Annotated in this window: 23 protein-coding genes; 9 read left to right on the top strand and 14 right to left on the bottom strand. The window is 50.0% G+C overall.

Features of this window, described 5'->3' with window-relative positions; all coding sequences use genetic code 11:
• Positions 1 to 79: 79 nt before the first annotated feature.
• The 7 genes from XMA152_RS02700 to radC form a co-directional block, all read right to left on the bottom strand.
• Positions 80 to 964, bottom strand: a complete 885-nt coding sequence (locus tag XMA152_RS02700; protein ID WP_173482626.1) for an alpha/beta hydrolase — start codon at positions 962 to 964, stop codon at positions 80 to 82.
• Positions 964 to 1,776, bottom strand: a complete 813-nt coding sequence (mutM, locus tag XMA152_RS02705) for a bifunctional DNA-formamidopyrimidine glycosylase/DNA-(apurinic or apyrimidinic site) lyase (RefSeq protein ID WP_173482627.1) — start codon at positions 1,774 to 1,776, stop codon at positions 964 to 966. Before mutM ends, XMA152_RS02700 begins: the two co-directional genes overlap by 1 nt.
• On the bottom strand, positions 1,777 to 2,655 hold the full coding sequence (locus XMA152_RS02710; protein WP_173481877.1) for a DMT family transporter: 879 nt from the start codon (positions 2,653 to 2,655) through the stop codon (positions 1,777 to 1,779).
• An 88-nt stretch (positions 2,656 to 2,743) separates the two neighbouring features.
• Positions 2,744 to 2,911: a 50S ribosomal protein L33 gene (rpmG, locus tag XMA152_RS02715; RefSeq protein WP_027854336.1), complete on the bottom strand. Its 168-nt coding sequence runs from the start codon at positions 2,909 to 2,911 to the stop codon at positions 2,744 to 2,746.
• 17 nt (positions 2,912 to 2,928) lie between these two features.
• Complete coding sequence (gene rpmB / locus XMA152_RS02720) at positions 2,929 to 3,165, bottom strand: 50S ribosomal protein L28 (RefSeq protein WP_173481876.1); 237 nt, start codon at positions 3,163 to 3,165, stop codon at positions 2,929 to 2,931.
• A gap of 657 nt (positions 3,166 to 3,822) precedes the next feature.
• Positions 3,823 to 4,257: a transposase gene (locus XMA152_RS02725; RefSeq protein WP_173481875.1), complete on the bottom strand. Its 435-nt coding sequence runs from the start codon at positions 4,255 to 4,257 to the stop codon at positions 3,823 to 3,825.
• Between the two features lie 371 nt (positions 4,258 to 4,628).
• Positions 4,629 to 5,303 (bottom strand): DNA repair protein RadC, encoded by a 675-nt coding sequence (radC, locus tag XMA152_RS02730; protein ID WP_173481874.1) that lies wholly within the window; start codon positions 5,301 to 5,303, stop codon positions 4,629 to 4,631.
• A gap of 99 nt (positions 5,304 to 5,402) precedes the next feature.
• Between radC and coaBC the strand changes: the two genes are divergently transcribed.
• The 5 genes from coaBC to XMA152_RS02755 are packed head-to-tail and all read left to right on the top strand — an operon-like array spanning position 5,403 to position 9,782.
• Positions 5,403 to 6,599 carry a bifunctional phosphopantothenoylcysteine decarboxylase/phosphopantothenate--cysteine ligase CoaBC gene (gene coaBC / locus XMA152_RS02735; protein WP_173482628.1) on the top strand — a complete coding sequence of 399 codons (1,197 nt, stop codon included), beginning with the start codon at positions 5,403 to 5,405 and terminating at the stop codon, positions 6,597 to 6,599.
• Between the two features lies 1 nt (position 6,600).
• Positions 6,601 to 7,056, top strand: a complete 456-nt coding sequence (gene dut, locus XMA152_RS02740) for a dUTP diphosphatase (RefSeq protein WP_173481872.1) — start codon at positions 6,601 to 6,603, stop codon at positions 7,054 to 7,056.
• Between the two features lie 31 nt (positions 7,057 to 7,087).
• Positions 7,088 to 8,002 (top strand): acetylglutamate kinase, encoded by a 915-nt coding sequence (gene argB / locus XMA152_RS02745; RefSeq protein ID WP_173481871.1) that lies wholly within the window; start codon positions 7,088 to 7,090, stop codon positions 8,000 to 8,002.
• Entirely contained in the window at positions 7,999 to 8,598 is a 600-nt protein-coding gene (slmA, locus tag XMA152_RS02750) for a nucleoid occlusion factor SlmA (protein WP_173481870.1), read from the top strand. Before argB ends, slmA begins: the two co-directional genes overlap by 4 nt.
• Positions 8,598 to 9,782: an MFS transporter gene (locus tag XMA152_RS02755; RefSeq protein WP_173482629.1), complete on the top strand. Its 1,185-nt coding sequence runs from the start codon at positions 8,598 to 8,600 to the stop codon at positions 9,780 to 9,782. Before slmA ends, XMA152_RS02755 begins: the two co-directional genes overlap by 1 nt.
• Here the strand turns inward: XMA152_RS02755 and XMA152_RS02760 are convergent.
• Genes XMA152_RS02760 through gpmI form a run of 4 tightly spaced genes read right to left on the bottom strand, consistent with a single transcriptional unit; the run spans position 9,779 to position 14,540 of the window.
• Positions 9,779 to 10,546 carry an MBL fold metallo-hydrolase gene (locus XMA152_RS02760; RefSeq protein ID WP_173481868.1) on the bottom strand — a complete coding sequence of 256 codons (768 nt, stop codon included), beginning with the start codon at positions 10,544 to 10,546 and terminating at the stop codon, positions 9,779 to 9,781. The two genes, XMA152_RS02755 and XMA152_RS02760, sit on opposite strands and share 4 nt — an antisense overlap.
• 10 nt (positions 10,547 to 10,556) lie before the next feature.
• On the bottom strand, positions 10,557 to 11,831 hold the full coding sequence (locus tag XMA152_RS02765) for a S41 family peptidase (protein WP_173482630.1): 1,275 nt from the start codon (positions 11,829 to 11,831) through the stop codon (positions 10,557 to 10,559).
• Positions 11,832 to 11,855: 24 nt separating this feature from the next.
• Positions 11,856 to 12,986 (bottom strand): peptidoglycan DD-metalloendopeptidase family protein, encoded by a 1,131-nt coding sequence (locus tag XMA152_RS02770; RefSeq protein ID WP_173482631.1) that lies wholly within the window; start codon positions 12,984 to 12,986, stop codon positions 11,856 to 11,858.
• Positions 12,987 to 12,989: 3 nt separating this feature from the next.
• Entirely contained in the window at positions 12,990 to 14,540 is a 1,551-nt protein-coding gene (gene gpmI / locus XMA152_RS02775) for a 2,3-bisphosphoglycerate-independent phosphoglycerate mutase (protein ID WP_173482632.1), read from the bottom strand.
• A gap of 167 nt (positions 14,541 to 14,707) precedes the next feature.
• On the opposite strand from gpmI, the gene XMA152_RS02780 reads away from it, so the two are divergent.
• From XMA152_RS02780 to secB, 3 genes are read left to right on the top strand one after another with little or no spacing between them, the layout of a single operon-like run.
• Complete coding sequence (locus XMA152_RS02780) at positions 14,708 to 15,124, top strand: rhodanese-like domain-containing protein (RefSeq protein ID WP_173481864.1); 417 nt, start codon at positions 14,708 to 14,710, stop codon at positions 15,122 to 15,124.
• Entirely contained in the window at positions 15,121 to 15,384 is a 264-nt protein-coding gene (grxC, locus tag XMA152_RS02785) for a glutaredoxin 3 (protein ID WP_173481863.1), read from the top strand. The genes XMA152_RS02780 and grxC overlap by 4 nt, the downstream gene beginning before the upstream one ends.
• Positions 15,385 to 15,412: 28 nt before the next feature.
• A complete protein-coding gene (secB, locus tag XMA152_RS02790; protein WP_173481862.1) occupies positions 15,413 to 15,895 on the top strand; it encodes a protein-export chaperone SecB in 483 nt (160 codons plus the stop codon).
• A 67-nt stretch (positions 15,896 to 15,962) separates the two neighbouring features.
• Here secB and XMA152_RS02795 read toward each other — a convergent pair whose 3' ends face one another.
• A complete protein-coding gene (locus XMA152_RS02795) occupies positions 15,963 to 17,003 on the bottom strand; it encodes an NAD-dependent epimerase/dehydratase family protein (RefSeq protein ID WP_173481861.1) in 1,041 nt (346 codons plus the stop codon).
• A 135-nt stretch (positions 17,004 to 17,138) separates the two neighbouring features.
• Here XMA152_RS02795 and trxA point away from each other — a divergent pair, with 135 nt between their 5' ends.
• Complete coding sequence (gene trxA / locus XMA152_RS02800; RefSeq protein WP_173481860.1) at positions 17,139 to 17,513, top strand: thioredoxin; 375 nt, start codon at positions 17,139 to 17,141, stop codon at positions 17,511 to 17,513.
• Here the strand turns inward: trxA and XMA152_RS02805 are convergent.
• On the bottom strand, positions 17,500 to 18,654 hold the full coding sequence (locus XMA152_RS02805; RefSeq protein ID WP_173482633.1) for a glycerate kinase: 1,155 nt from the start codon (positions 18,652 to 18,654) through the stop codon (positions 17,500 to 17,502). The genes trxA and XMA152_RS02805 overlap by 14 nt on opposite strands.
• A 103-nt stretch (positions 18,655 to 18,757) precedes the next feature.
• Positions 18,758 to 19,411, bottom strand: a complete 654-nt coding sequence (locus XMA152_RS02810; protein WP_173481858.1) for a peroxiredoxin — start codon at positions 19,409 to 19,411, stop codon at positions 18,758 to 18,760.
• Positions 19,412 to 19,551: the final 140 nt, after the last annotated feature.

Genomic DNA, 19,551 nt, shown 5'->3' on the forward strand with positions numbered 1-19,551 from the left:
ATCGCAGGACGCGACTAGGTTGCAAGGAAAGTCTTCCAACAGGGCGTGCCATGGAGTGGCCGCCCTATTTTTTTGCCTGCTATTTGCCCAACAGCAATGCGATGCGATGCGCCAGATCCTCGGGATCATCCCAGGGCATCATATGCCCAGCCCCTTCAATGAACTCCAAATGCATCGGCTGCTTAATCCTATTAGCCACACGTAGCGCATACTCTTTGGATAACACCTCATCATGATCACCTTGCAGATTGATCAATGTAAATGGGAACACCGAATCAGCAATCCCAGCTTGGTGCGTAAATAACGAAGAAAGTGTTGCAAGCGGGTAGTTAAAGATAATCAATGGATCATCATTAATATAAGGCCCTGCTGGATGATCACCCAACAATGACTCAAAATCGATAAAGCTCTTAAGCGGCAGACGCATATTAGGGAACCACAGAGCACTGAAGCTGGTCCAACTCCAACCCAGTGCATACATCATATCAGGAGGCTCTTGCCCTAACAGCAGCGTGGTACAGAGTACTGATTGAATACGTTGATCCTGCTCAGCCAACGCAACCGCCGTCACAGCCCCTATCGAGTAACCGTAGACGGACCATGGACCGGTAAAGCGGGATTCAAGGGCATTCAGCACATGGGAAAGGTGATGCTGGAACTGTTCAACGCTATAACGACCGCGATTACCTGCAGAGTAGCCATGCCCTGGCGGATCGACTGCAATCACATTAAAACCCTGCTGATTAAGGGCAACGGCTAATTCAGCATAGAGCTCGACATAGGTGCCGATCCCTGCGAGAAACAGAATATTGGGGGCGCTGTGCGATACGGGGTAGATCTCGACATTAATGCTGGCATCCAATCGCCACACTTCACGATGTGTCAGCGCATCCGAAATACCCAACCCCTGACGACGAGCCTTCTGCTCTGCCGTCTCAACGGGGAACGCCTGCCTAAAGCTCATTAACGCTGACACCTAGGACAAAAGACCGTCGCCCGCTGCCCCTGACGAATCTCTTTAAGCGTCGAACCACAGGATTTACAGGCCTCACCGCCTCGACCGTAGACCGAGAGTTCTTGGGCAAAATAACCTGGCTTACCGTCACTGGAGAGGAAATCTCTTAAGGTAGTACCACCGCGCGTGATGGCGTACTCAAGCACGCTCTTAATCTCTCCGACCAACCGCTCATAACGCTGTTTTGACACTTTACCCGCTGGCTTACGCGGATCGATACCCGATTTGAAGAGAGACTCGTTAGCATAAATATTGCCAACACCGACCACCACTTCAGAGGTCATGATGAACTGCTTGATGGCTAGAGAGCGATTACGTGACGCCTTAAACAGATAATCCACGTTGAACGCGTCGGACAGAGGCTCTGGGCCTAGCTTCTCCAATAATTTGTGCGTCTCACCTTTGGGTTGCCAGAGCACGGAACCGAAACGGCGAGGATCGGTTAGGCGCACCAACAAGCCATTTTCCATCACGAGATCCACATGATCATGTTTGGCCGGTTCTGTTCCTATGGGCAGTACTCTTAAGCTACCTGACATACCCAAGTGCACCATGAGATCGCCCTCATCAAAACGTATTAGGATATACTTTCCTCGACGTTCGACGCTATTAACCTTTTTTTCAACGATGTTTTTAGGAATTTCACTAGGCACAGGCCAACGCAGACGAGGCTCACGCACCACAAAATCGGCCACACGCTGCTGATCAATGTGCGGCTCTATGCCACGTCGTGTGGTCTCTACTTCGGGTAACTCTGGCACTTAACTCACCTTAGCTGCACGTTGGGTTAAAAAGACACCTAGCACCGTCACAGCCACACCCACCAGGGTTAGCATCGACAGACGCTCATCAAACAGATACCAAGCTTCTAGCGCTGTTGCGGGCGGAACAAGGTAGAAATAGCTGGCTACTTTGGCTGACTCGCCTTCACGAATCATCAACATCAATAGCAAAATAGCAGAGAGCGACAGACCAAGCACCAACCAGGTCAACGCGCCAATTAACTCAATATGCCAAACCACCTCTTGAGTCTCAAAAGCGAAGGTTAAAGCGCCCATGATAATCGCCGTCATCACGTATTGAATGAAGGATCCAGTAAGAAGATCCGCCCCCCCACCAAAACGTTTCTGATAGAGGGTGCCAATAGAGATCGCAAAGAGTGCCACCAAGGCGGCCGTGATCGCTCCCGCCGTAAGGGTAATCTCCTCATCCGCCACACCTGACCAGAGCACTGTCACGACGCCGATCAAGCCAAGCCACAACCCAACCCAACCCATAGGGCTCAACTTCGACTTGAGCCATATCTGTGAGATAAAGGCGGTCAGTAGCGGCTGCAGACCGACAATAATCGCCGTTACACCGGCCGGCATATCCAACTTGATGGCTGCAAATACACCACCCAAATAGCCTGCATGAATCAACGATCCCGTAACCAACTGATGTTTAGCGACATCCCAGCTCGGCCAACGTCCACGGAAGATCTGAATCAATAAAAAGAAGACCGCCAACGTGAACAGCATACGGATAAATAGGTAGTTAAACGGTTCAATATAGGGCAAACCGTATCGAGCACCGATAAAGCCGGTGCTCCAAAGCAGAACAAATGCAAAAGGTACAACACTCATCCATGACTTAGTCATGCGAACATCCTTAAATGGGTAAACGCTGGGCAAAAAAATACCCGCATCAGTGTAACCGAATGCGGGTATCTTTGGGATGCTGTATCAATTACTTGATCTTAGCTTCCTTGTAGATAACGTGCTTACGAACAACCGGATCGTATTTCTTGAATTCGAATTTGTCCGGAGTGTTACGCTTGTTCTTATCTGTAGTGTAGAAGTGACCAGTACCTGCAGAAGAGACTAGTCGGATCTTTTCGCGTGCGCCTTTAGCCATGACTTAGCTCCTTATGCTTAGACTTTGTTGCCATTTTTACGAACGTCAACAAGAACAGCGTCGATGCCTTTCTTGTCGATGATGCGCATACCTTTAGAAGATACGCGTAGACGAACGAATTTGTTTTCGCTCTCTACCCAAAAACGGTGCCAGTGCAGGTTTGGTAGGAAGCGACGACGTGTTTTACGTTGTGAGTGGGAAACGTTGTTTCCTGTTACTGGGGATTTGCCAGTAACCATACATACTCGAGACATTTTAAAACCTCAGTTAATAGTGTTTTCTTTTACTCTGTCAGATATTTATTGAATGCCACTTTCATAACGAAAACCTTGGCAATCTCAGGCGGAGCGTCCGAAAACGAGACAGAAATCCCGTACCAATGAGACAGAGGCGCGTGATATTACAGAAGAACCACCCCAAACGCCACCTTTTTGTCTGTTTTTTGTTCAATCTTAGGAGTGATGTGAGATCGTGGTTTTGCGGTTTTGTTCGCGGTTTTTAGATTTCGCGGTTTTTCGCTTCGCTCAAATTCGCTCCTACAACGCCACCCCGTAAGAACGAATTACCGCAGGTAAACCGTGACACATGATCGCAACCCCCACCCCGCAAGAACGAATTACCGCAGGTAAACCGTGACAAATCATCGTAACCCACACCCCGTAGGAACGAATTGCCACAGGTAAACCGTGACAAATGATCGTAACCCACACCCCGTAGGAACGTATTACCGCAGGTAAACCGTGACACATCATTGTAACCCACACCCCGTAGGAACGAATTGCCGCAGGTAAACCGTGACACCCAATCGAAACCTCCACCCTGTAGGAACGAATTGCCTCAGGCAAACCGTGACACATCATCGTAACCCACACCCCGAAGAAACAAATTGCCGTAGGCAAACCGTGACACGTCTAATCAAGCCATATGGCATCCCAATGCGGATATTCTCTGACTGTTGTTACCAAACCCGCTCTTACTGGGTTCATCACAATGTATCTAGCAATACTCTCAATATCATCCGATCGCCTAATCGCTCGATCATAAAAGCCTTTTTCCCAGCTGATACCCTGACCTTTAACCAAACTCAGCTTAACTTTTCTCATCACATGTGAAATTGAACCTGAGTGTTCATTGAGTTGAATTAGCCAATGGAAATGATCGGGCATTATGACATAGGCCAGACTCTCAATCTGTTGACTGTGCAGGCATTTAACTAGAGATCGAGCCACATGAAAATCTTCAAAAAAGCACTGGCGCCCCAGCGTCACCGTGGTTAGATGATAAATCTGCCCTGGAATCGAAACACGGCCTTTTCTTAACGAACTGTAACCTGGTTTTTTAATCATGACTCATCCTTGAGTTATGTAATTTATGTTTGCGGTATTTGTTTGTGTTTTGCGATTTTATGCGCGGTTTTTTATTTTCGCGGTTTTTCGCTTCGCTCAAATTCGCTCCTACAACGCCACCCTGTAGGAACGAATTGCCGCAGGCAAACCGCGACACATCATCGCAACCCCCACCCCGTAGGAACAAATTGCCACAAGCAAACCGCGACACATCATCGCAACCCCCACCCTGTAGGAACGAATTGCCGCAGGTAAACCGTGACACATCATCACATCCCACACCCCGTAGGAACAAATTGCCACAGGCAAACCGCGACGCATCATCGCAACCCCCACCCTGTAGGAACGAATTGCCGTAGGCAAACCGTGACCTATAGCAGCCCCCGCTCTGCAAAGCTCATCGATTGGCTGCCCGCTATGATCAGATGATCGAGCACTTTGATGTCGATCAGAGCTAGCGCTTCTGAGATTCTTTGGGTAATGGTTTGATCGGCCATCGAGGGCTCGCAGACGCCTGAGGGGTGGTTATGGGCGAGGATAATGGCTGAGGCGTTGAGCGACAGCGCCGCTTCAACAATAACTCTGGGGTAGACCGCAGCCGCATTTAACGTACCAGAAAAGAGCACCTGCCATTTAATCACTCGATGCTGTGCATCCAGAAACAGACAGCCGAAGTGCTCTCGGCTGGCGCCGGCCAGCTCATGGCTAAGATAGGCCTTAACCGATTCCGGACTCTCGATCACCGAACGTTGTGCTATTTCACTGGCTAGGTAGCGTTTCCCCAGCTCCAGAGCTGCCTGAAGCAGAACGTACCGAGCAAGGCCGGCGCCGGCCAAATCGATAAAGCTTTCACACTCTCTATTGAGCAGTGCATTTAAGCTACCCGCTTGATCCAACCATTGACGGCCAAGATCGACGGCATTGCAGCCCGGTAACCCCTGCCCTACAAAAACGGCCAGGAGTTCAGCATCACTCAGCGCCGATGCGCCCTGTTGTAATAGCCTCTCACGCGGCCTCTCTGAACTTGGCCAATCCAAAATTTTCATATCACCTCCCTGTGATGAACGATATTTCGCTATACTCTGATCCCAGTATAGAAGATAATTCAATTTAAACATTGTCACTGTTTATAAGGCTTTCGAGGTATGCATAGACTTACTAACCGCCACATTTTGATCGGTATCACTGGCGGTATTGCAGCGTATAAAGCAGCTGAATTGACGCGTCTATTCAAAGGAGTCGGCGCGGATGTACGCGTTGTTCTAACGGACGCTGGTGCCGAGTTCATCACCCCGCTGACCCTGCAAGCGCTATCAGGCAACCCTGTGCATCAATCCCTGCTCGATCCGGAAGCTGAACAGGGCATGGGGCATATTGAACTGGCCCGTTGGGCGGATCTCATCATCGTAGCGCCAGCGACGGCTGACTTTATGGCTCGATTTGCAGGCGGCATGGCAAACGACTTGCTGACCACTCTCTGTCTGGCGACGGATGCCCCTATCGCGTTAGCGCCAGCCATGAACCAGGCTATGTGGCGTGACCCTCGCACCCAGCAGAACTTAGAGACGTTACTATCTCAAGGCGTCAATATATTTGGCCCAGGTTCGGGTGAGCAAGCTTGTGGTGATACGGGGCCTGGTCGCATGATTGAGCCCACTGAAATCCTAGCCAGTTGCGCCAATCTCATCGCGAACGGTCCGCTCAATGAGAAGAGCGTCGTGATCACCGCCGGTCCTACCCGTGAAGCGATCGACCCAGTTCGTTTCATCTCGAATCACAGCTCAGGCAAAATGGGATTCGAGCTGGCTGCTGCAGCTGCTAAAGCGGGCGCCAAAGTCACCTTGATCGCGGGACCTGTATCACTACCAACGCCAAAAGGGGTTCGACGCGTTGATGTCGAGTCAGCAGAGCAGATGCTTGAAGCCGCTTTGATTGCGTCAGAACAGGCGGACATCTTCATTGGCGCCGCCGCTGTGGCCGATTACCGTCCGCAACTGGTCGCAGAGCAGAAGATCAAGAAAGGGGCCGAAGAGGTGATGGAGATTCTATTAACCAAGAATCCAGACATCATCGCTACCATTGCCGCGCAACCTGAGCGCCCACTGATGATTGGCTTCGCTGCTGAGACTGAAAATCTTGTTGAGTACGCTCGCAGCAAACTGGTTCGCAAAGGGCTGGATCTGGTGATTGCTAACGATGTTTCGCAAGCCGATATTGGTTTTAATGCTGATCAGAATGAAGTCATTCTGGTCGGACCTAACGGCGAGCTTCCTCTACCCAAAGCCGGTAAGAGCGAATTGGCCGAACAACTCATTTCACACATTTCACAATTGATGGATTGATATGCAAAAGCTACAAGTAAAAATCCTAGATAAGCGCCTAGGTGACTCGATTCCCATGCCAACTTACGCCACCACTGGATCAGCGGGGCTGGATCTTCGTGCCTGTGTTGAAGCACCGCTGACTCTAGAGCCAGGCCAAACTGAACTGATCCCAACCGGTATGTCGATCTTTATTGAGGACCCTAGCCTCTGTGCGATGATTCTTCCACGTTCTGGCTTGGGACATAAACACGGCATCGTGCTTGGCAACCTGGTTGGTTTGATCGATTCTGACTACCAGGGCCAGCTATTTGTATCGTGCTGGAACCGTGGTCAAACCACTTTCACAGTTGAGCCAGGCGAGCGCATCGCACAGTTAGTTTTGGTTCCTGTGGTTCAAGCTGATTTTGAATTTGTTGAAGAATTTACTGAAACGGATCGCGGCGAAGGCGGCTTTGGCTCTTCGGGTCGTCACTAATTTTTATATTTGATTTAGAGGTTTTTTCACCATGCCATTAACACGCCAACAAGCGATCTCGACCGCCACCGTCCTTTCTGAAGCGCTTCCCTATATTCAACGCTTCGTCGGTAAAACCATCGTCGTTAAATACGGCGGCAACGCCATGACCGATGAGAAGCTAAAAGCCAGCTTTGCACGCGACATCGTTATGCTGAAACTGATTGGCCTGAACCCCATTGTTGTGCACGGTGGTGGCCCGCAGATTGGTGATCTACTCGACAAATTGAAGATCGAATCTCACTTCATTAATGGCATGCGTGTCACCGATACGGCAACCATGGATGTGGTTGAGATGGTTCTCGGCGGCATGGTCAACAAAGAGATTGTCGGCCTCATCAACTCCGCCGGCGGTAAAGCGATCGGCCTGACCGGTAAAGATGGCGACCTGCTTCGTGCACGTAAGCTGAAAGTGAAACACAAGACGCCTGAGATGGAAGCACCTGAGATCATCGATATCGGTCACGTCGGTGAAGTTGAGCGTGTTAACGTCAGCGTTCTAGAGATGCTGGTGGATTCGGACATCATTCCAGTCATCGCCCCAATCGGCGTAGGTGCTGACGGTGCCTCATACAACATCAATGCGGACCTAGTCGCGGGTAAAATTGCAGAGGTTCTTCAGGCAGAGAAACTGATCCTACTGACCAACATTGCAGGTTTGATGGACAAAGAGGGCGAAGTGTTAACAGGCCTCTCAACCCAACAGGTCGATGCTCTAATTGCCGACGGTACTATCTACGGCGGTATGTTGCCTAAAATCGACTGTGCATTGAGTGCGGTAAAATCAGGCGTGACTTCAGCGCACATCATCGACGGTCGTGTCGAGCACTCCTGCATGCTGGAGATCTTCACTGATGAAGGTGTCGGCACTCTGATCTCTAACAAATCGTTGAAGGTGGAAGCATGAGCGAGACCAAAATTTCACGACGCGACCAGATTCTCCAGGCACTCGCCCAGATGCTGGAGGTCAATCCAGGACAACGCATTACAACGGCGGCCCTTGCAAAAGATGTTGGGGTATCAGAAGCGGCTCTCTACCGCCACTTCCCAAGTAAAGCGCGCATGTTTGAAGGGCTAATCGAATTTATCGAACAGACCCTATTCACACGCATTAAGACCATCACACAATCCGATGTCAGCGCCGTTCGTCAGGTTGAGCAGATCATTACCCTGCTACTCGCCTTTTCAGAGCGCAACCCAGGAATGTGCCGACTGCTCGGTGGTGATGCGCTTTCGGGCGAAAATGAGCGTCTGCGCGGTCAAATTAATCAACTGTTCGAGCGTATCGAGACGCAAATTAAACAGACCTTACGCGAAGCCGAGTTGAAAGAGGGTATTCGCACCCAACTTCCAGCCGGCTCTACCGCCAACCTAATTTTGGCAACGGCTGAAGGTCGCATTCGCCAGTACGTTAGAACGGACTTCAAGAAACGCCCCACTGAGTTCTGGCCAGAACAGTGGTCCCGCATGTCGATCGGTCTCTTCAGAAGCCCATCGAACTGATGGGCAACAACTACTTCAAAGATCGCCTCAGCTTTTTTGCGGCGATCTTTGCCTTGATGCTGGCCGCGGCCAACCTTCGCGGCGGCCTAGTCGTTATCGGCCCACTAGTCGAAGATATTCGGTCGGACCTGGGGATTTCAGCTGCCGCGTTCGGCTTCTTGATGACACTGCCACTGCTCTGTTTTGCCTCATTCTCTCTGGTCGTGCCCTGGGTTGCTAACCGTTTAGCACCGATGAAAGTGGTGGCTCTGGCGCTGCTGACTCTTGGCATAGGCGCAGCGGCACGCCTCTTTGGCGACTACGGGATGATGGTCTCTGGCACGCTAGCACTGGGGGCCGGCATCGCCATTTTGAATGTACTGATTCCATCATTGGTTAAGGGACTCTTCCCAGAGAACGCGAGCTCACTGACCGGTGTCTATACACTGGTGCTAACCACAGGGGCCGCGTTTAGCTTCTACTCCGCGATCCCGATGCGAGATGCCTTTAATGATTGGCATGTGCCTATGATCGTTTGGGCCATCTTGCCGATCATTGCTCTATTGGTCTGGCTGCCGATGTTGCGGGTTAAGTTTAAACCGGCTGCACCGACCAGCGTCAGCAGCAGCGTTTGGCGTTTACCACGAGCTTGGTCTTTGGCCTCTTTCATGGGACTGCAGTCTATTCAGTTCTATGTATTAGCGACTTGGCTTCCACGCATCTTTATGGATGCAGGGTTAAGTGATGCAGAAGCAGGGCTGATGACCGCCATCTTCACCATGATCGGTATACCGGCGGCACTCCTAACCCCGATGATAGCGGCTAAGTTGCCAACGCAACGCAGCATTGTCGCGATCATCACCTTAATCGGCTTGGTGGGCGTTTTTGGAATATGGCTAGCGCCCATTGAAGGTCGCTACTTGTGGGTCGCTTGTTTAGGTACCTATGGTGGGGCTTCGCTCTCACTTGCGTTGGCTCTGATCGCGATGAAGTCGCATGATATGCGCCAAGCAACCGCTCTGTCAGCCATGGTCCAAGGGGTCGGTTATCTGCTCGCAAGCATCGCACCGAGTCTGATCGGCGCTCTTTACGACTGGCAACAAGCTTGGACTCTGCCGATGCTCACGCTTGTCTTGCTGCTCATTGCACAAGCGGTAGCAGGTTGGCCCATCAGTGGCACCGGCAAGGTCGATGAAACGCGTTAAATGTTGAAGGCTTCGATCTCATGGCAGAGATCGAAGCAGTGATGCAGTGATTTAGAGCATTCAGAAAACTCTGCAATGATTTGATCTTCCACTCCCGGTTTTAGGTGCATGATATGCACCTTGCTGGGCTCGTCTAACTTGGCCAAATCCTCTGCCAAAGTAACCGATGTGTAGTGCTTACTGATTCCAGCCAGTTCGGCAGAGTCATTTCGGTAGGAGAGCTCTATGAAGATATCTGAGACCGGCTGCTGATTCAGGGCTTGCCACACCAGCTCGGTTGGTCCGGTATCACCAAAAAAGCAGAAAGCACCCTCCCCTCTGCTGATCCGGTAGGCATAACTCGGCACCGTATGCGAAAGCGGGATCGGCATCACCTGATAGCCGTTTAACTCCAATGTTTGAAAAGGTTCTAGCTCTAGATATTCAAGAACCGGTGTCTGCTCGTTGGGTATTTTTGAAAAGTCTGGCCAGATCACCCAGTTCAATATGTGCGCCTTAACCGCCTCTAACACCTCTTTAGGTGCCGCTAAGATAACTGGCTTTTTTCGATGCTCGGAAAGAGAGGCGAGCATCATGGCGACACCCGCTATGTGATCCATATGGGCATGGGTCAGCAGCACCGTTTCGATCTGGTTCATCTGCGCTAAGCTAAGCCGACCAACCCCAGTGCCACCATCTAAGAGTGTGCGCTCATCCAATAGAAAGCTGGTGGTGAACAGCCCCTCTGCCAAGCCTCCTGAACAACCTAAGTTTCGAACCTTCATCGCTGATCAATCATCGATTAAGGATGTTCAACGCTTTGAGCATGGTCAGCGCTTGATAGAGCTGGAAGTCATCACCCGCTAAATCGGACTGCACCGAGGATTTAACCGTCTCTTCTGACTCGTTCTCAAGGTGTCCAGCCAAATCCACTTCGCGCACCTGATCTAGATTAGGGGCTTTGCGATCCAGCCGAAGGTCTTCGACTACCACATCAGGGCTAATCCCTTGCGCCTGAATAGATCGTCCATTGGGCGTAAAGTAGCGTGCCGTCGTAATCTTAACGGCACGATCTTCTGACAGCGGAACAACCGTTTGTACAGAGCCTTTACCAAAACTCTGAGTACCCATAATTACCGCGCGTTTTTGATCCTGTAGAGCCCCTGCGACGATCTCTGATGCTGAAGCGGACCCGCCATTAATCAGCACGATTAACGGCACATTACCGATCGCCACATCATCCGTGGCATTAAACTCCAACTCAGATCGAGCAATACGCCCCTCTGTATAGACAATCAGACCTTCATCCAAAAATGCATCCGACACCGCAACAGCCGCCTGAAGCACGCCACCAGGGTTATTTCGCAGATCCAAGACAAGCCCTTTAAGCGCCTCATCTTTTTGCAGCTTAGCCAGAGCATCTAACAGATCCTGACCTGTATTGGCTTGAAACTCGCTGATACGCACATACCCAAAGCCAGGCTCTAACAGGCGACTTCTGACGCTTCGAATCTTGATTGCTGCACGAACCAACTCAACTTCAAAGGGGGCATCGACGCCTTCACGCATGATGGTGATGCGAATCGACTCACCAATTTTGCCGCGCATCAATTTCACTGCGTCACTGAGAGACATACCTTGAACCGGCGTATCACCCAATTTAGTGATGAGGTCACCCGCTTTGATACCGGCCTCTTGAGCAGGGGTATCGTCCAGCGGCGTAATGACATGTACAAAGCCATCCTTCATACCGACTTCGATGCCCAATCCACCGAACTCGCCGTTCGTGTGTTCTTGCAGGTTATCGAACGCCTCTTTAATCAAGTAGTCCGAGTGCGGATCTAAGCCACGTACCATGCCGGCAATGGCATCTTCTAATAACTGCTGATCAGTAACCGGTTCGACGTAACTCTTTTTGATACTGCTAAATACCTCCGCAAAACGGCGCAGCTCATCGAGTGGCAACTGATTCTCGGAGGACTCTTCACTGGTCTGTTCTATCGGGTAGGCAAAGACGTTCAATGATAAGAGGCTTGAAAGGAGCAGAAAGCTAACGGAACGGAACAACATAAAACCACCTATCACTGATTCGAATTATCTCTTTTTATTTAGCCAGGGAACCGGGTTAAAACTCTTACCATTATGACGTAATGAGAAGTAGAGACCCGTCTGATCATAGCCACCACTGCTACCGGTGAGTGATATGGTCTCGCCCGCTTGCACCCAATCACCTGTGTTACGCAACAGACTCTGATTGTGACCATAGAGGCTGAGGTAGTCATCCCCATGGTCCACTATGATCAAAAGCCCATAGCCTCTTAACCATTCAGAAAAGACAACACGACCTGGATGGATCACTCTAACAGCCTTACCTGGATCGGAACTGATGAAGATACCATCGGTCGATAGCGTGCTCTTTTTACTGCCATATTTAAGAGCCAACTTACCCGACACCGGCCAATCTAACTTCCCTTTGCGTTTGGCAATCTGCGGCGTATCGATATCGACGAAGTTATCTTTCAGCGACTGCTCTATCTCAACGAGGAGAGACTCAAGCTGTTTGCGATCTTGCTCAAGTTTGACCAACTGATTTTTCTCGCTGCCAATGTCTCGCTTGATTTCATCCAAGGTTTTTAAGCGCTGCTGGTAGGCTTGTTTTAAGCGATTTTCCTGCTCAACTAGCGCCTGCTTTTCAGACACTAGTTGCGACTCTGTCGCACTGAGGTCTGCGCGATTCTGATCAAAGTCACTTAATAGCCTTTGGTAGCTAGTCACTCGCGTTTTTAAAACATCGCTGAGGTGATCGTAGTAGCGCAGCATGCGATCAACCGTCTGTGGCTCTGTACCACTCAAAATCATTTTCAGTCTTGGCTGACGACCTTTACGGTACTGCTCTTGCAGCAAAGAGATTAACAATGCGCGCTCTTTTTCGACCGCCTGTTTTAGACGAGTCTGATCACTGGTTAGCGTATTCGCTCGACCAGTTAGTTTATTGATAGATAGGGACACTTCGCGCTTTTTAGAGGAAATTTCAGCAATTTTACGCTCATCTTCACGAAGTTTTTTCTGGAGCGCTTGCTGGTCGCCCTGTTTTTTAGCGACACTTTTTTGCAGTGACTGCATCTGTGCAGTCAGCTGTTTGATTTTCTGCTCAGTCTCTTCAGCCGTTCCCGCTAATGCTGGGGAGCAACAGAAGAGACCTAGAAGGAGCCAGTGGCGCAACACGGATTAGCGTGACGCCAGGCTAGAGCCGGTCATTTCAGACGGCTTATCAATATCCATTAGATCCAGCAGCGTCGGTGCCAGATCACATAGCGCGCCATCCGCTAGGGTTAGCGACGCTTTACGAGGACCATCGTAGATCAAAGCGACTGGCCAGTTGGTGTGGGATGTATGAGGCTGTCCTGAGTTTGGATCGACCATCAACTCAACGTTACCGTGATCGGCTGTGATCAGTGTCTCGCCGCCCACTTCTGCCATCGCCGCCAGCACCTTAGCCAGTGCTTCGTCGACCGCTTCACAGGCTTTAACCGCTGCATCAAATTTACCGGTATGACCGACCATATCACCATTGGCGAAGTTGCAGACAATCAGATCGTATTGACGGCTTCGTATAGCCTCACAGAGTTTCTCACTCACCTCTGGTAAGCTCATTTCAGGTTTCAAATCGTAAGTAGCCACATCGGGAGAGGGCACCAAGATGCGCTCTTCACCTGGGTAGACCTCTTCCTGACCACCGTTAAAGAAGAAGGTGACGTGTGCATACTTCTCGGTTTCAGAGATACGCAACTGAGTTTTACCCATACCCGAAAGGTACTCACCCAAATCATTACTGATCTTTTGAGGAGGGTAGGCACAAGAGGCCGGGATATCCGCTGCATATTCGGTCAGCATGACAAAGTCAGCAAGTGCTGGGCGTTTAGCGCGTTCAAAACCATCGAATGAATCATCCAGAACAAAGGCACGCGTAATTTCACGAGCACGGTCCGGGCGGAAATTAGCACAGATTAGAGTATCACCATCATTGATCGTACCCACTGGCGCACCCGATGCGTCAGTAATCACGGTGGCCGCGACAAACTCATCGTTCTCATCACGAGCGTAAGCAGCAGAGAGCGCCTCTTGAGCGGACGCAGCCGTCTGGACACCTTTACCCATTGTCATGGCATCGTATGCCGTCTGCACACGATCCCAACGGTTATCACGATCCATCGCGTAGTAACGACCAACAACGGTGGCGATGGCGCCCACACCCAAATCTGCAAACGCCTGCTCAACAAGGGCAATCGACGGCTCTGCAGAGCGAGGCGGCATATCACGACCATCCAAAATAGCGTGCAGATAAATCTGCTTCGCACCACGCTGAACGGCCATTTTAGCCAACGCAACAATATGATCTTCGTGGCTATGAACACCGCCAGGGGATAACAAGCCAGTAATGTGCACCGCATTACCCTTTGCAATCGCGGCATCCATCGCGCTAACGAGCGCGCTGTTCTCGAAGAAATCACCATCGGCAATCGCTTTGGAAATACGTGTCAGGTTTTGGTAAACCGTTCGGCCTGCACCGATATTCATGTGCCCTACTTCGGAGTTGCCCATCTGACCATCTGGAAGGCCCACGGCCATGCCCGATGTTTGAATACGTGAGTTTGGATTATTGGCCAATAGACCATCCCAAACAGGCGTATTAGCAGCGGCTACAGCTGATGATTCAGTGGCTTCGACTCCGTACCCATCTAGGATAAGAAGCGCTCTTGGGGTGCGCATATCACTCATAGTTATGAATATTCCGGTTATAAGACTTTAGATTGATAGAGATTTTAACCGTTGAGGCCCGTTAAAACCATTAAACATTGGTGATTTTTCAGTCAGCCCCCTTATCCCTTGAGGCTCTGCAATGTATACTTTCGCGCATTAATTTTTATTGCATACACAGGTCTGAAATGGAAAACGTAATCGAATTTATCGGCAATCACACCATGATGGTTGTTGCTTGGGCATTTACCCTAGCCATGCTGATCTTTACTGAGCGTATGAAAGGCGGTAAATCAGTGACGGCGGCTGAAGCAACGCGCCTAATCAATAAAGAAGATGCTGTTGTTCTTGATATCCGAGCGCACAAAGATTTCAGCACTGGCCACCTGACTAACTCGATCAACATTCCACTGGCTGATTTCGATCGCCGCATGACTGAGTTGGATCAGTACAAAGAGAAGCCGATCATTGTAGTGTGTAACATGGGTCAGACAGCGGGCACCGCGTGTCGCAAAATGAAATCGGCTGGATTCACACAGGCGATGCGTCTTACCGGAGGCATCTCTGAGTGGCGCCACCAAAGCATGCCAGTGGTAACAAAATGACAGTAGAAATTTACAGCTCAGCTCTATGCGGTTTTTGCACTCGTGCAAAGATGTTACTTGATCACAAAGGTGTTTCATTTAACGAGATCAGCGTAGATCAGGATCCAACAAAACGCGCTGAAATGATGGAACGCAGTGGTCGACGTACCGTTCCTCAAATCTTTATCGGCGAGCACCACGTTGGCGGATGCGACGATCTGTTCGCACTTGAGCGCAATGGTGAACTGGACGGACTGCTGGCAAACAACGCCGGCGAATAATTAGAACGATTAAAAGTAAGGAAGCAACATGTCTGAAGAGAATCAGCAACCAGCACCACAGTTTGGTATGAAACGTGTCTACCTAAAAGACGCATCACTTGAAACACCTGCTGGCCCAGAAATTTTCAACAAAGCTTGGCAGCCACAGGTTGGTCTAGATGTTAATTCGGCTAGCCGTGTACTGGGCGATGATCACTACGAAGTGAACCTAACACTGACTGTGACCGTTAAGACAGAAGATGAAACAGCCTTTCTGATCGAAGTACAGCAAGCAGCTATCTTCCAGATCAGCGGCTTTGAGCCAGCACAGCTGCACCACACTCTAGGTGCATACTGCCCAACGCTTCTATTCCCATACGCACGTGAAGCAGTAGACAACCTAGCGACTAAAGCTAGCTTCCCTGCACTGATGCTTGCACAGGTGAACTTCGATGCTTTGTACGCACAGAAAGTTCAGCAAGTAATGGAACAGCAGAAAGCAGAGCAAGGCGAAGCTGAAGCGGCTGAATAAGCACGCACTGCACACAATATAAAAAGGAGGCGAATGCCTCCTTTTTTGTTGTCTAAAGATCGGTGTTTTACGATCGATGCTCCACCCAATACTCGAACATATCATTCATCGTTTCAGAGAGTGGACGATACTCAATACCTAATACCTCCCGACTCTTACTGTTGTCCGCTCGCCATTCGATGTTGACGTTGTTAGCAATAAACTTTCGATCCAATTTAATGAACGGAGCAAGCAACCAAACCAACCATTTAGGTGCAGCTCTCTTGGGAAGTTTGTAGTCCTTTCCGAATCGCGCTTGCAGTGTCAGTAGTGCGGTTAGTAGGTCGCTACAGTGTCCAGAAAGAATAAAGCGCCCTACTGCCTCAGGGGTGAAGGCTGCACGTAGATGAGCTTCTGCGACCTCTCGAACATCAACAAAACCAATACCTAAACGTGGCGCACCCTGTTTGAACTCACCCGAACCCACACGTTCGATGATCGAGAAACTCTCTGACGTTGGAATGCCACCTATCGCTGGCCCCATCACTAAACAGGGATTGATCGTCACCAAGTCAAACGATGCATCCTCAGCGATGCGCCAGGCTTCACGTTCGGCCAGAGTTTTTGAATACGAATAGGGCTGATAGTCTATGGATGCGGTTTCATTCCAGTTTGCTTCCGTTAGCACGCCGCCCTCGACCGAGTCACACTCTGTCGCATCAGTATAGATTGCAGCACAAGAACTGGTGACCACCACCCGCTTAACGGTTTCGAAGGATTTAGCCGTCTCGAGCACATTGCGGGTACCGATCAACGCAGGATCAATAAGTTCCCGCTGCGGGTCTTTAAAATTTGAGGTAAAAGGCGATGCGGTATGAAATACAACACCACACCCCTCGATCGCATCGGCAAACCCCTCTTTGGAGAGCAGATCGGTTTTGAAGAATTTAAGCGTACCCGGGCTTCCATCAGCTAAGGCGTTCAACGCTTTAAGTTTATCGGTGGCCTCGGGATCACGCACCGTGGCATGTATAGTTAACCCCTCTTCCAATAAGCGCTTAATAATCCAACCAGCAACATAGCCTGTAGCACCCGTCACTGCGACGGAAAGAGAACGATCTATGTTCATATAAAGGACTCTTCTAAATTTTAATTAATGTATCACGTACGCTAGTGTTTTAGACCTAGACCGCTTTAATCCTATTAACTGCCATCAATCATTGATAAGCTGTTTCTAATATAAACTAAACATTAGGAGAGCAACATGGCGGTTATTGAGCTAAACCAAGAGAATTTTGAATCGACCATTACGCAAAACAACTTTGTGATTGTCGATTACTGGGCGCCTTGGTGTGGTCCTTGTAAAGCCTTTGGCCCAACCTTTGATACCGTCTCTGAAGAGTTCCCAGACGTTGTCTTTGGTAAGGTGAATACTGAGGTTGAACAGCAAATTGCAGCAGAGTTCCGCATTCGCTCGATTCCAACACTGATGATCTTCCGCGACAACATTCTGATCTACAACGAAGGCGGTGCACTGCAAGCGGGACAGCTTCGCGAACTGCTGACCAAAGCGGCTGAACTTGATATGGATACCGTTCGTGCAGAGATTGAGCAACAAGCCGCAGCTAAAGCTGAATAGTCTTCAGACTCAACAGGCGTCCAATTTGGGCGCCTGTTCTTTCTAAATTTTCAGCGCCATTAGCAAGCGCCTCTTCCAAGCTACAAACACCTGGAACCACTGAGAAAAGTGCATCTATCCCAACTTCATGCACGCCCTCTGCCCCCTCACCAATTGAGCCACAGAGTGCAATCACAGGCAGGTCGTGCTGTTTAGCCCAACGTGCAACGCCAACCGGGGTTTTACCACTTAGACTTTGACCGTCCATTCGTCCTTCACCGGTAATCACCAGATCGGCACCCTTAAGTGTTTTATGGAAATCGACCGCCTCCAGCACCAGATCGATACCTGGTGCTAAGCGAGCATCTAAAAACTGAACCAACGCGTAGCCAAGGCCACCCGCTGCGCCAGCGCCGGCACGATCTCGTAAATCCTTACCCAACAAGTCAGCACTCACGTCGGCCAATCGAGTTAGGGCGTCATCCAACTGTTGAACCTGTTCAGGTGTCGCCCCCTTTTGCGGACCAAAAATAGCAGAAGCCCCCCGCTCACCTAACAGCGGATTATCAACATCACAGGCGACTAAGAACTCTGTCTCGGCTAAACGTGGGTCAAATCCGGTTAGATCTATACGATCCAGATCAGCCAGTGCCGCACCCCCTTCGGCAAGTTCATGACCTGCCGCATCAAGAAACTTAGCACCCAGAGCCCTTAACAATCCCGTTCCACCATCATTGGTGGCACTGCCTCCTAAGCCCATAATGATGCGACGCGCGCCTTGATCCAGGGCTTTAAGGATCAGCTCACCCGTACCATAGGTTGAAGCTGTTAGGGCATCACGCTGTTCAGGCAGTATCTTATCCAATCCTGAGGCTGCCGCTGTTTCGACCACCGCTGTCAGTGGCACACCCTCTTGGTGACCCAGTACGCCCCAGATAGCATTGAGGGAGCCCCCTAATGGCCCCGTCACTTCGGCCGTGTGTTGCTTCCCAGAGGTTGCTGCAATCAGCGCTTCCGTCGTTCCCTCGCCACCGTCCGCCACAGGTACGCAGTGAATGTCGACATCCGTTAGCGTTGACTCAATGCCTTTGGCAATCGCACGTGCGACGCCTTCTGCATCTAGGCTCTCTTTAAACGAATCGGGGGCAATGACTAGCTTCATCAACAAGGCTCCAGAAGTTGGGACTCACCCAACTATCGCATTGTGCACTGCATCAAGCAATAAAAAACCCAGCACATGGCTGGGTCTTATTACAGAACCGGTCTTAAGAGGGCTGCTTAGTGGTGCGTAGGTAAGGCAGCTTGATGTCTACATCGCCAAAACGCTCTTTAGCCTCTTCATCGTTAAGTGATAGAGCTACGATTACGTCCTCACCAGGCACCCAGTTAGCTGGCATCGCAATTGGCACACCGTAAGAAGCTTGAAGTGCGTCAAGCGCACGCAGTACTTCAGCAAAATTGCGACCAACAGACATCGGATATGTCATCGAAAGCTGAAGCTTTTTATCTGGGCTAAAAATGAATACAACTCGAACACTAGCAGAATCAGCTGCTGTTCTGCCATCAGGAAGGTATGCTTCCGCTGGCAACATATCGAGTGCTTTAGAAACCTCTAGCGACTCATCAGCAATGATTGGGAAATTAGCCTTTGCATTGGCAAAGCTCTCGATATCGCACTTCCACTCTTTGTGCTCATCAACACCGTCAACCGATAGACCGATCACTTTGGTATTGCGCTTCGCCCATTCATCGGCCAGTTGAGCAACTGCGCCAAATTCAGTTGTACATACTGGAGTAAAGTCTTTCGGATGGCTGAAAAGGATTGTCCAGCTATCACCAATGAAATCATGAAGCTTGAATTCACCCTGATCAGTGACAAGATCAAGATTTGGGACAGTATCATTAATACGTAAAGCCATGGTTTATCTCCATTGTTAATTTAATTTCGACTTATCTTCAGTCGATATGGTTATAGTTACATAACAAAAATACATAATAAATTTTATTATGTTTATGGCCTTGATAAATTATATCTATGTTGGTCATCGAAGAGCTTGGC

Origin of the sequence: Marinobacterium sp. xm-a-152, from assembly GCF_013282965.1 — a bacterium.
GTDB lineage: Bacteria > Pseudomonadota > Gammaproteobacteria > Pseudomonadales > Balneatricaceae > Marinobacterium_E.

Coding starts and splice junctions, on each gene's coding strand:
- XMA152_RS02700 (WP_173482626.1), bottom strand. CDS start 964: ATGAGCTTTAGGCAGGCGTTCCCCGTTGAGACGGCAGAGCAGAAGGCT.
- XMA152_RS02710 (WP_173481877.1), bottom strand. CDS start 2,655: ATGACTAAGTCATGGATGAGTGTTGTACCTTTTGCATTTGTTCTGCTT.
- rpmG (WP_027854336.1), bottom strand. CDS start 2,911: ATGGCTAAAGGCGCACGCGAAAAGATCCGACTAGTCTCTTCTGCAGGT.
- rpmB (WP_173481876.1), bottom strand. CDS start 3,165: ATGTCTCGAGTATGTATGGTTACTGGCAAATCCCCAGTAACAGGAAAC.
- XMA152_RS02725 (WP_173481875.1), bottom strand. CDS start 4,257: ATGATTAAAAAACCAGGTTACAGTTCGTTAAGAAAAGGCCGTGTTTCG.
- radC (WP_173481874.1), bottom strand. CDS start 5,303: ATGAAAATTTTGGATTGGCCAAGTTCAGAGAGGCCGCGTGAGAGGCTA.
- coaBC (WP_173482628.1), top strand. CDS start 5,403: ATGCATAGACTTACTAACCGCCACATTTTGATCGGTATCACTGGCGGT.
- dut (WP_173481872.1), top strand. CDS start 6,601: ATGCAAAAGCTACAAGTAAAAATCCTAGATAAGCGCCTAGGTGACTCG.
- argB (WP_173481871.1), top strand. CDS start 7,088: ATGCCATTAACACGCCAACAAGCGATCTCGACCGCCACCGTCCTTTCT.
- slmA (WP_173481870.1), top strand. CDS start 7,999: ATGAGCGAGACCAAAATTTCACGACGCGACCAGATTCTCCAGGCACTC.
- XMA152_RS02755 (WP_173482629.1), top strand. CDS start 8,598: ATGGGCAACAACTACTTCAAAGATCGCCTCAGCTTTTTTGCGGCGATC.
- XMA152_RS02760 (WP_173481868.1), bottom strand. CDS start 10,546: ATGAAGGTTCGAAACTTAGGTTGTTCAGGAGGCTTGGCAGAGGGGCTG.
- XMA152_RS02765 (WP_173482630.1), bottom strand. CDS start 11,831: ATGTTGTTCCGTTCCGTTAGCTTTCTGCTCCTTTCAAGCCTCTTATCA.
- gpmI (WP_173482632.1), bottom strand. CDS start 14,540: ATGAGTGATATGCGCACCCCAAGAGCGCTTCTTATCCTAGATGGGTAC.
- XMA152_RS02780 (WP_173481864.1), top strand. CDS start 14,708: ATGGAAAACGTAATCGAATTTATCGGCAATCACACCATGATGGTTGTT.
- grxC (WP_173481863.1), top strand. CDS start 15,121: ATGACAGTAGAAATTTACAGCTCAGCTCTATGCGGTTTTTGCACTCGT.
- secB (WP_173481862.1), top strand. CDS start 15,413: ATGTCTGAAGAGAATCAGCAACCAGCACCACAGTTTGGTATGAAACGT.
- XMA152_RS02795 (WP_173481861.1), bottom strand. CDS start 17,003: ATGAACATAGATCGTTCTCTTTCCGTCGCAGTGACGGGTGCTACAGGC.
- trxA (WP_173481860.1), top strand. CDS start 17,139: ATGGCGGTTATTGAGCTAAACCAAGAGAATTTTGAATCGACCATTACG.
- XMA152_RS02805 (WP_173482633.1), bottom strand. CDS start 18,654: ATGAAGCTAGTCATTGCCCCCGATTCGTTTAAAGAGAGCCTAGATGCA.
- XMA152_RS02810 (WP_173481858.1), bottom strand. CDS start 19,411: ATGGCTTTACGTATTAATGATACTGTCCCAAATCTTGATCTTGTCACT.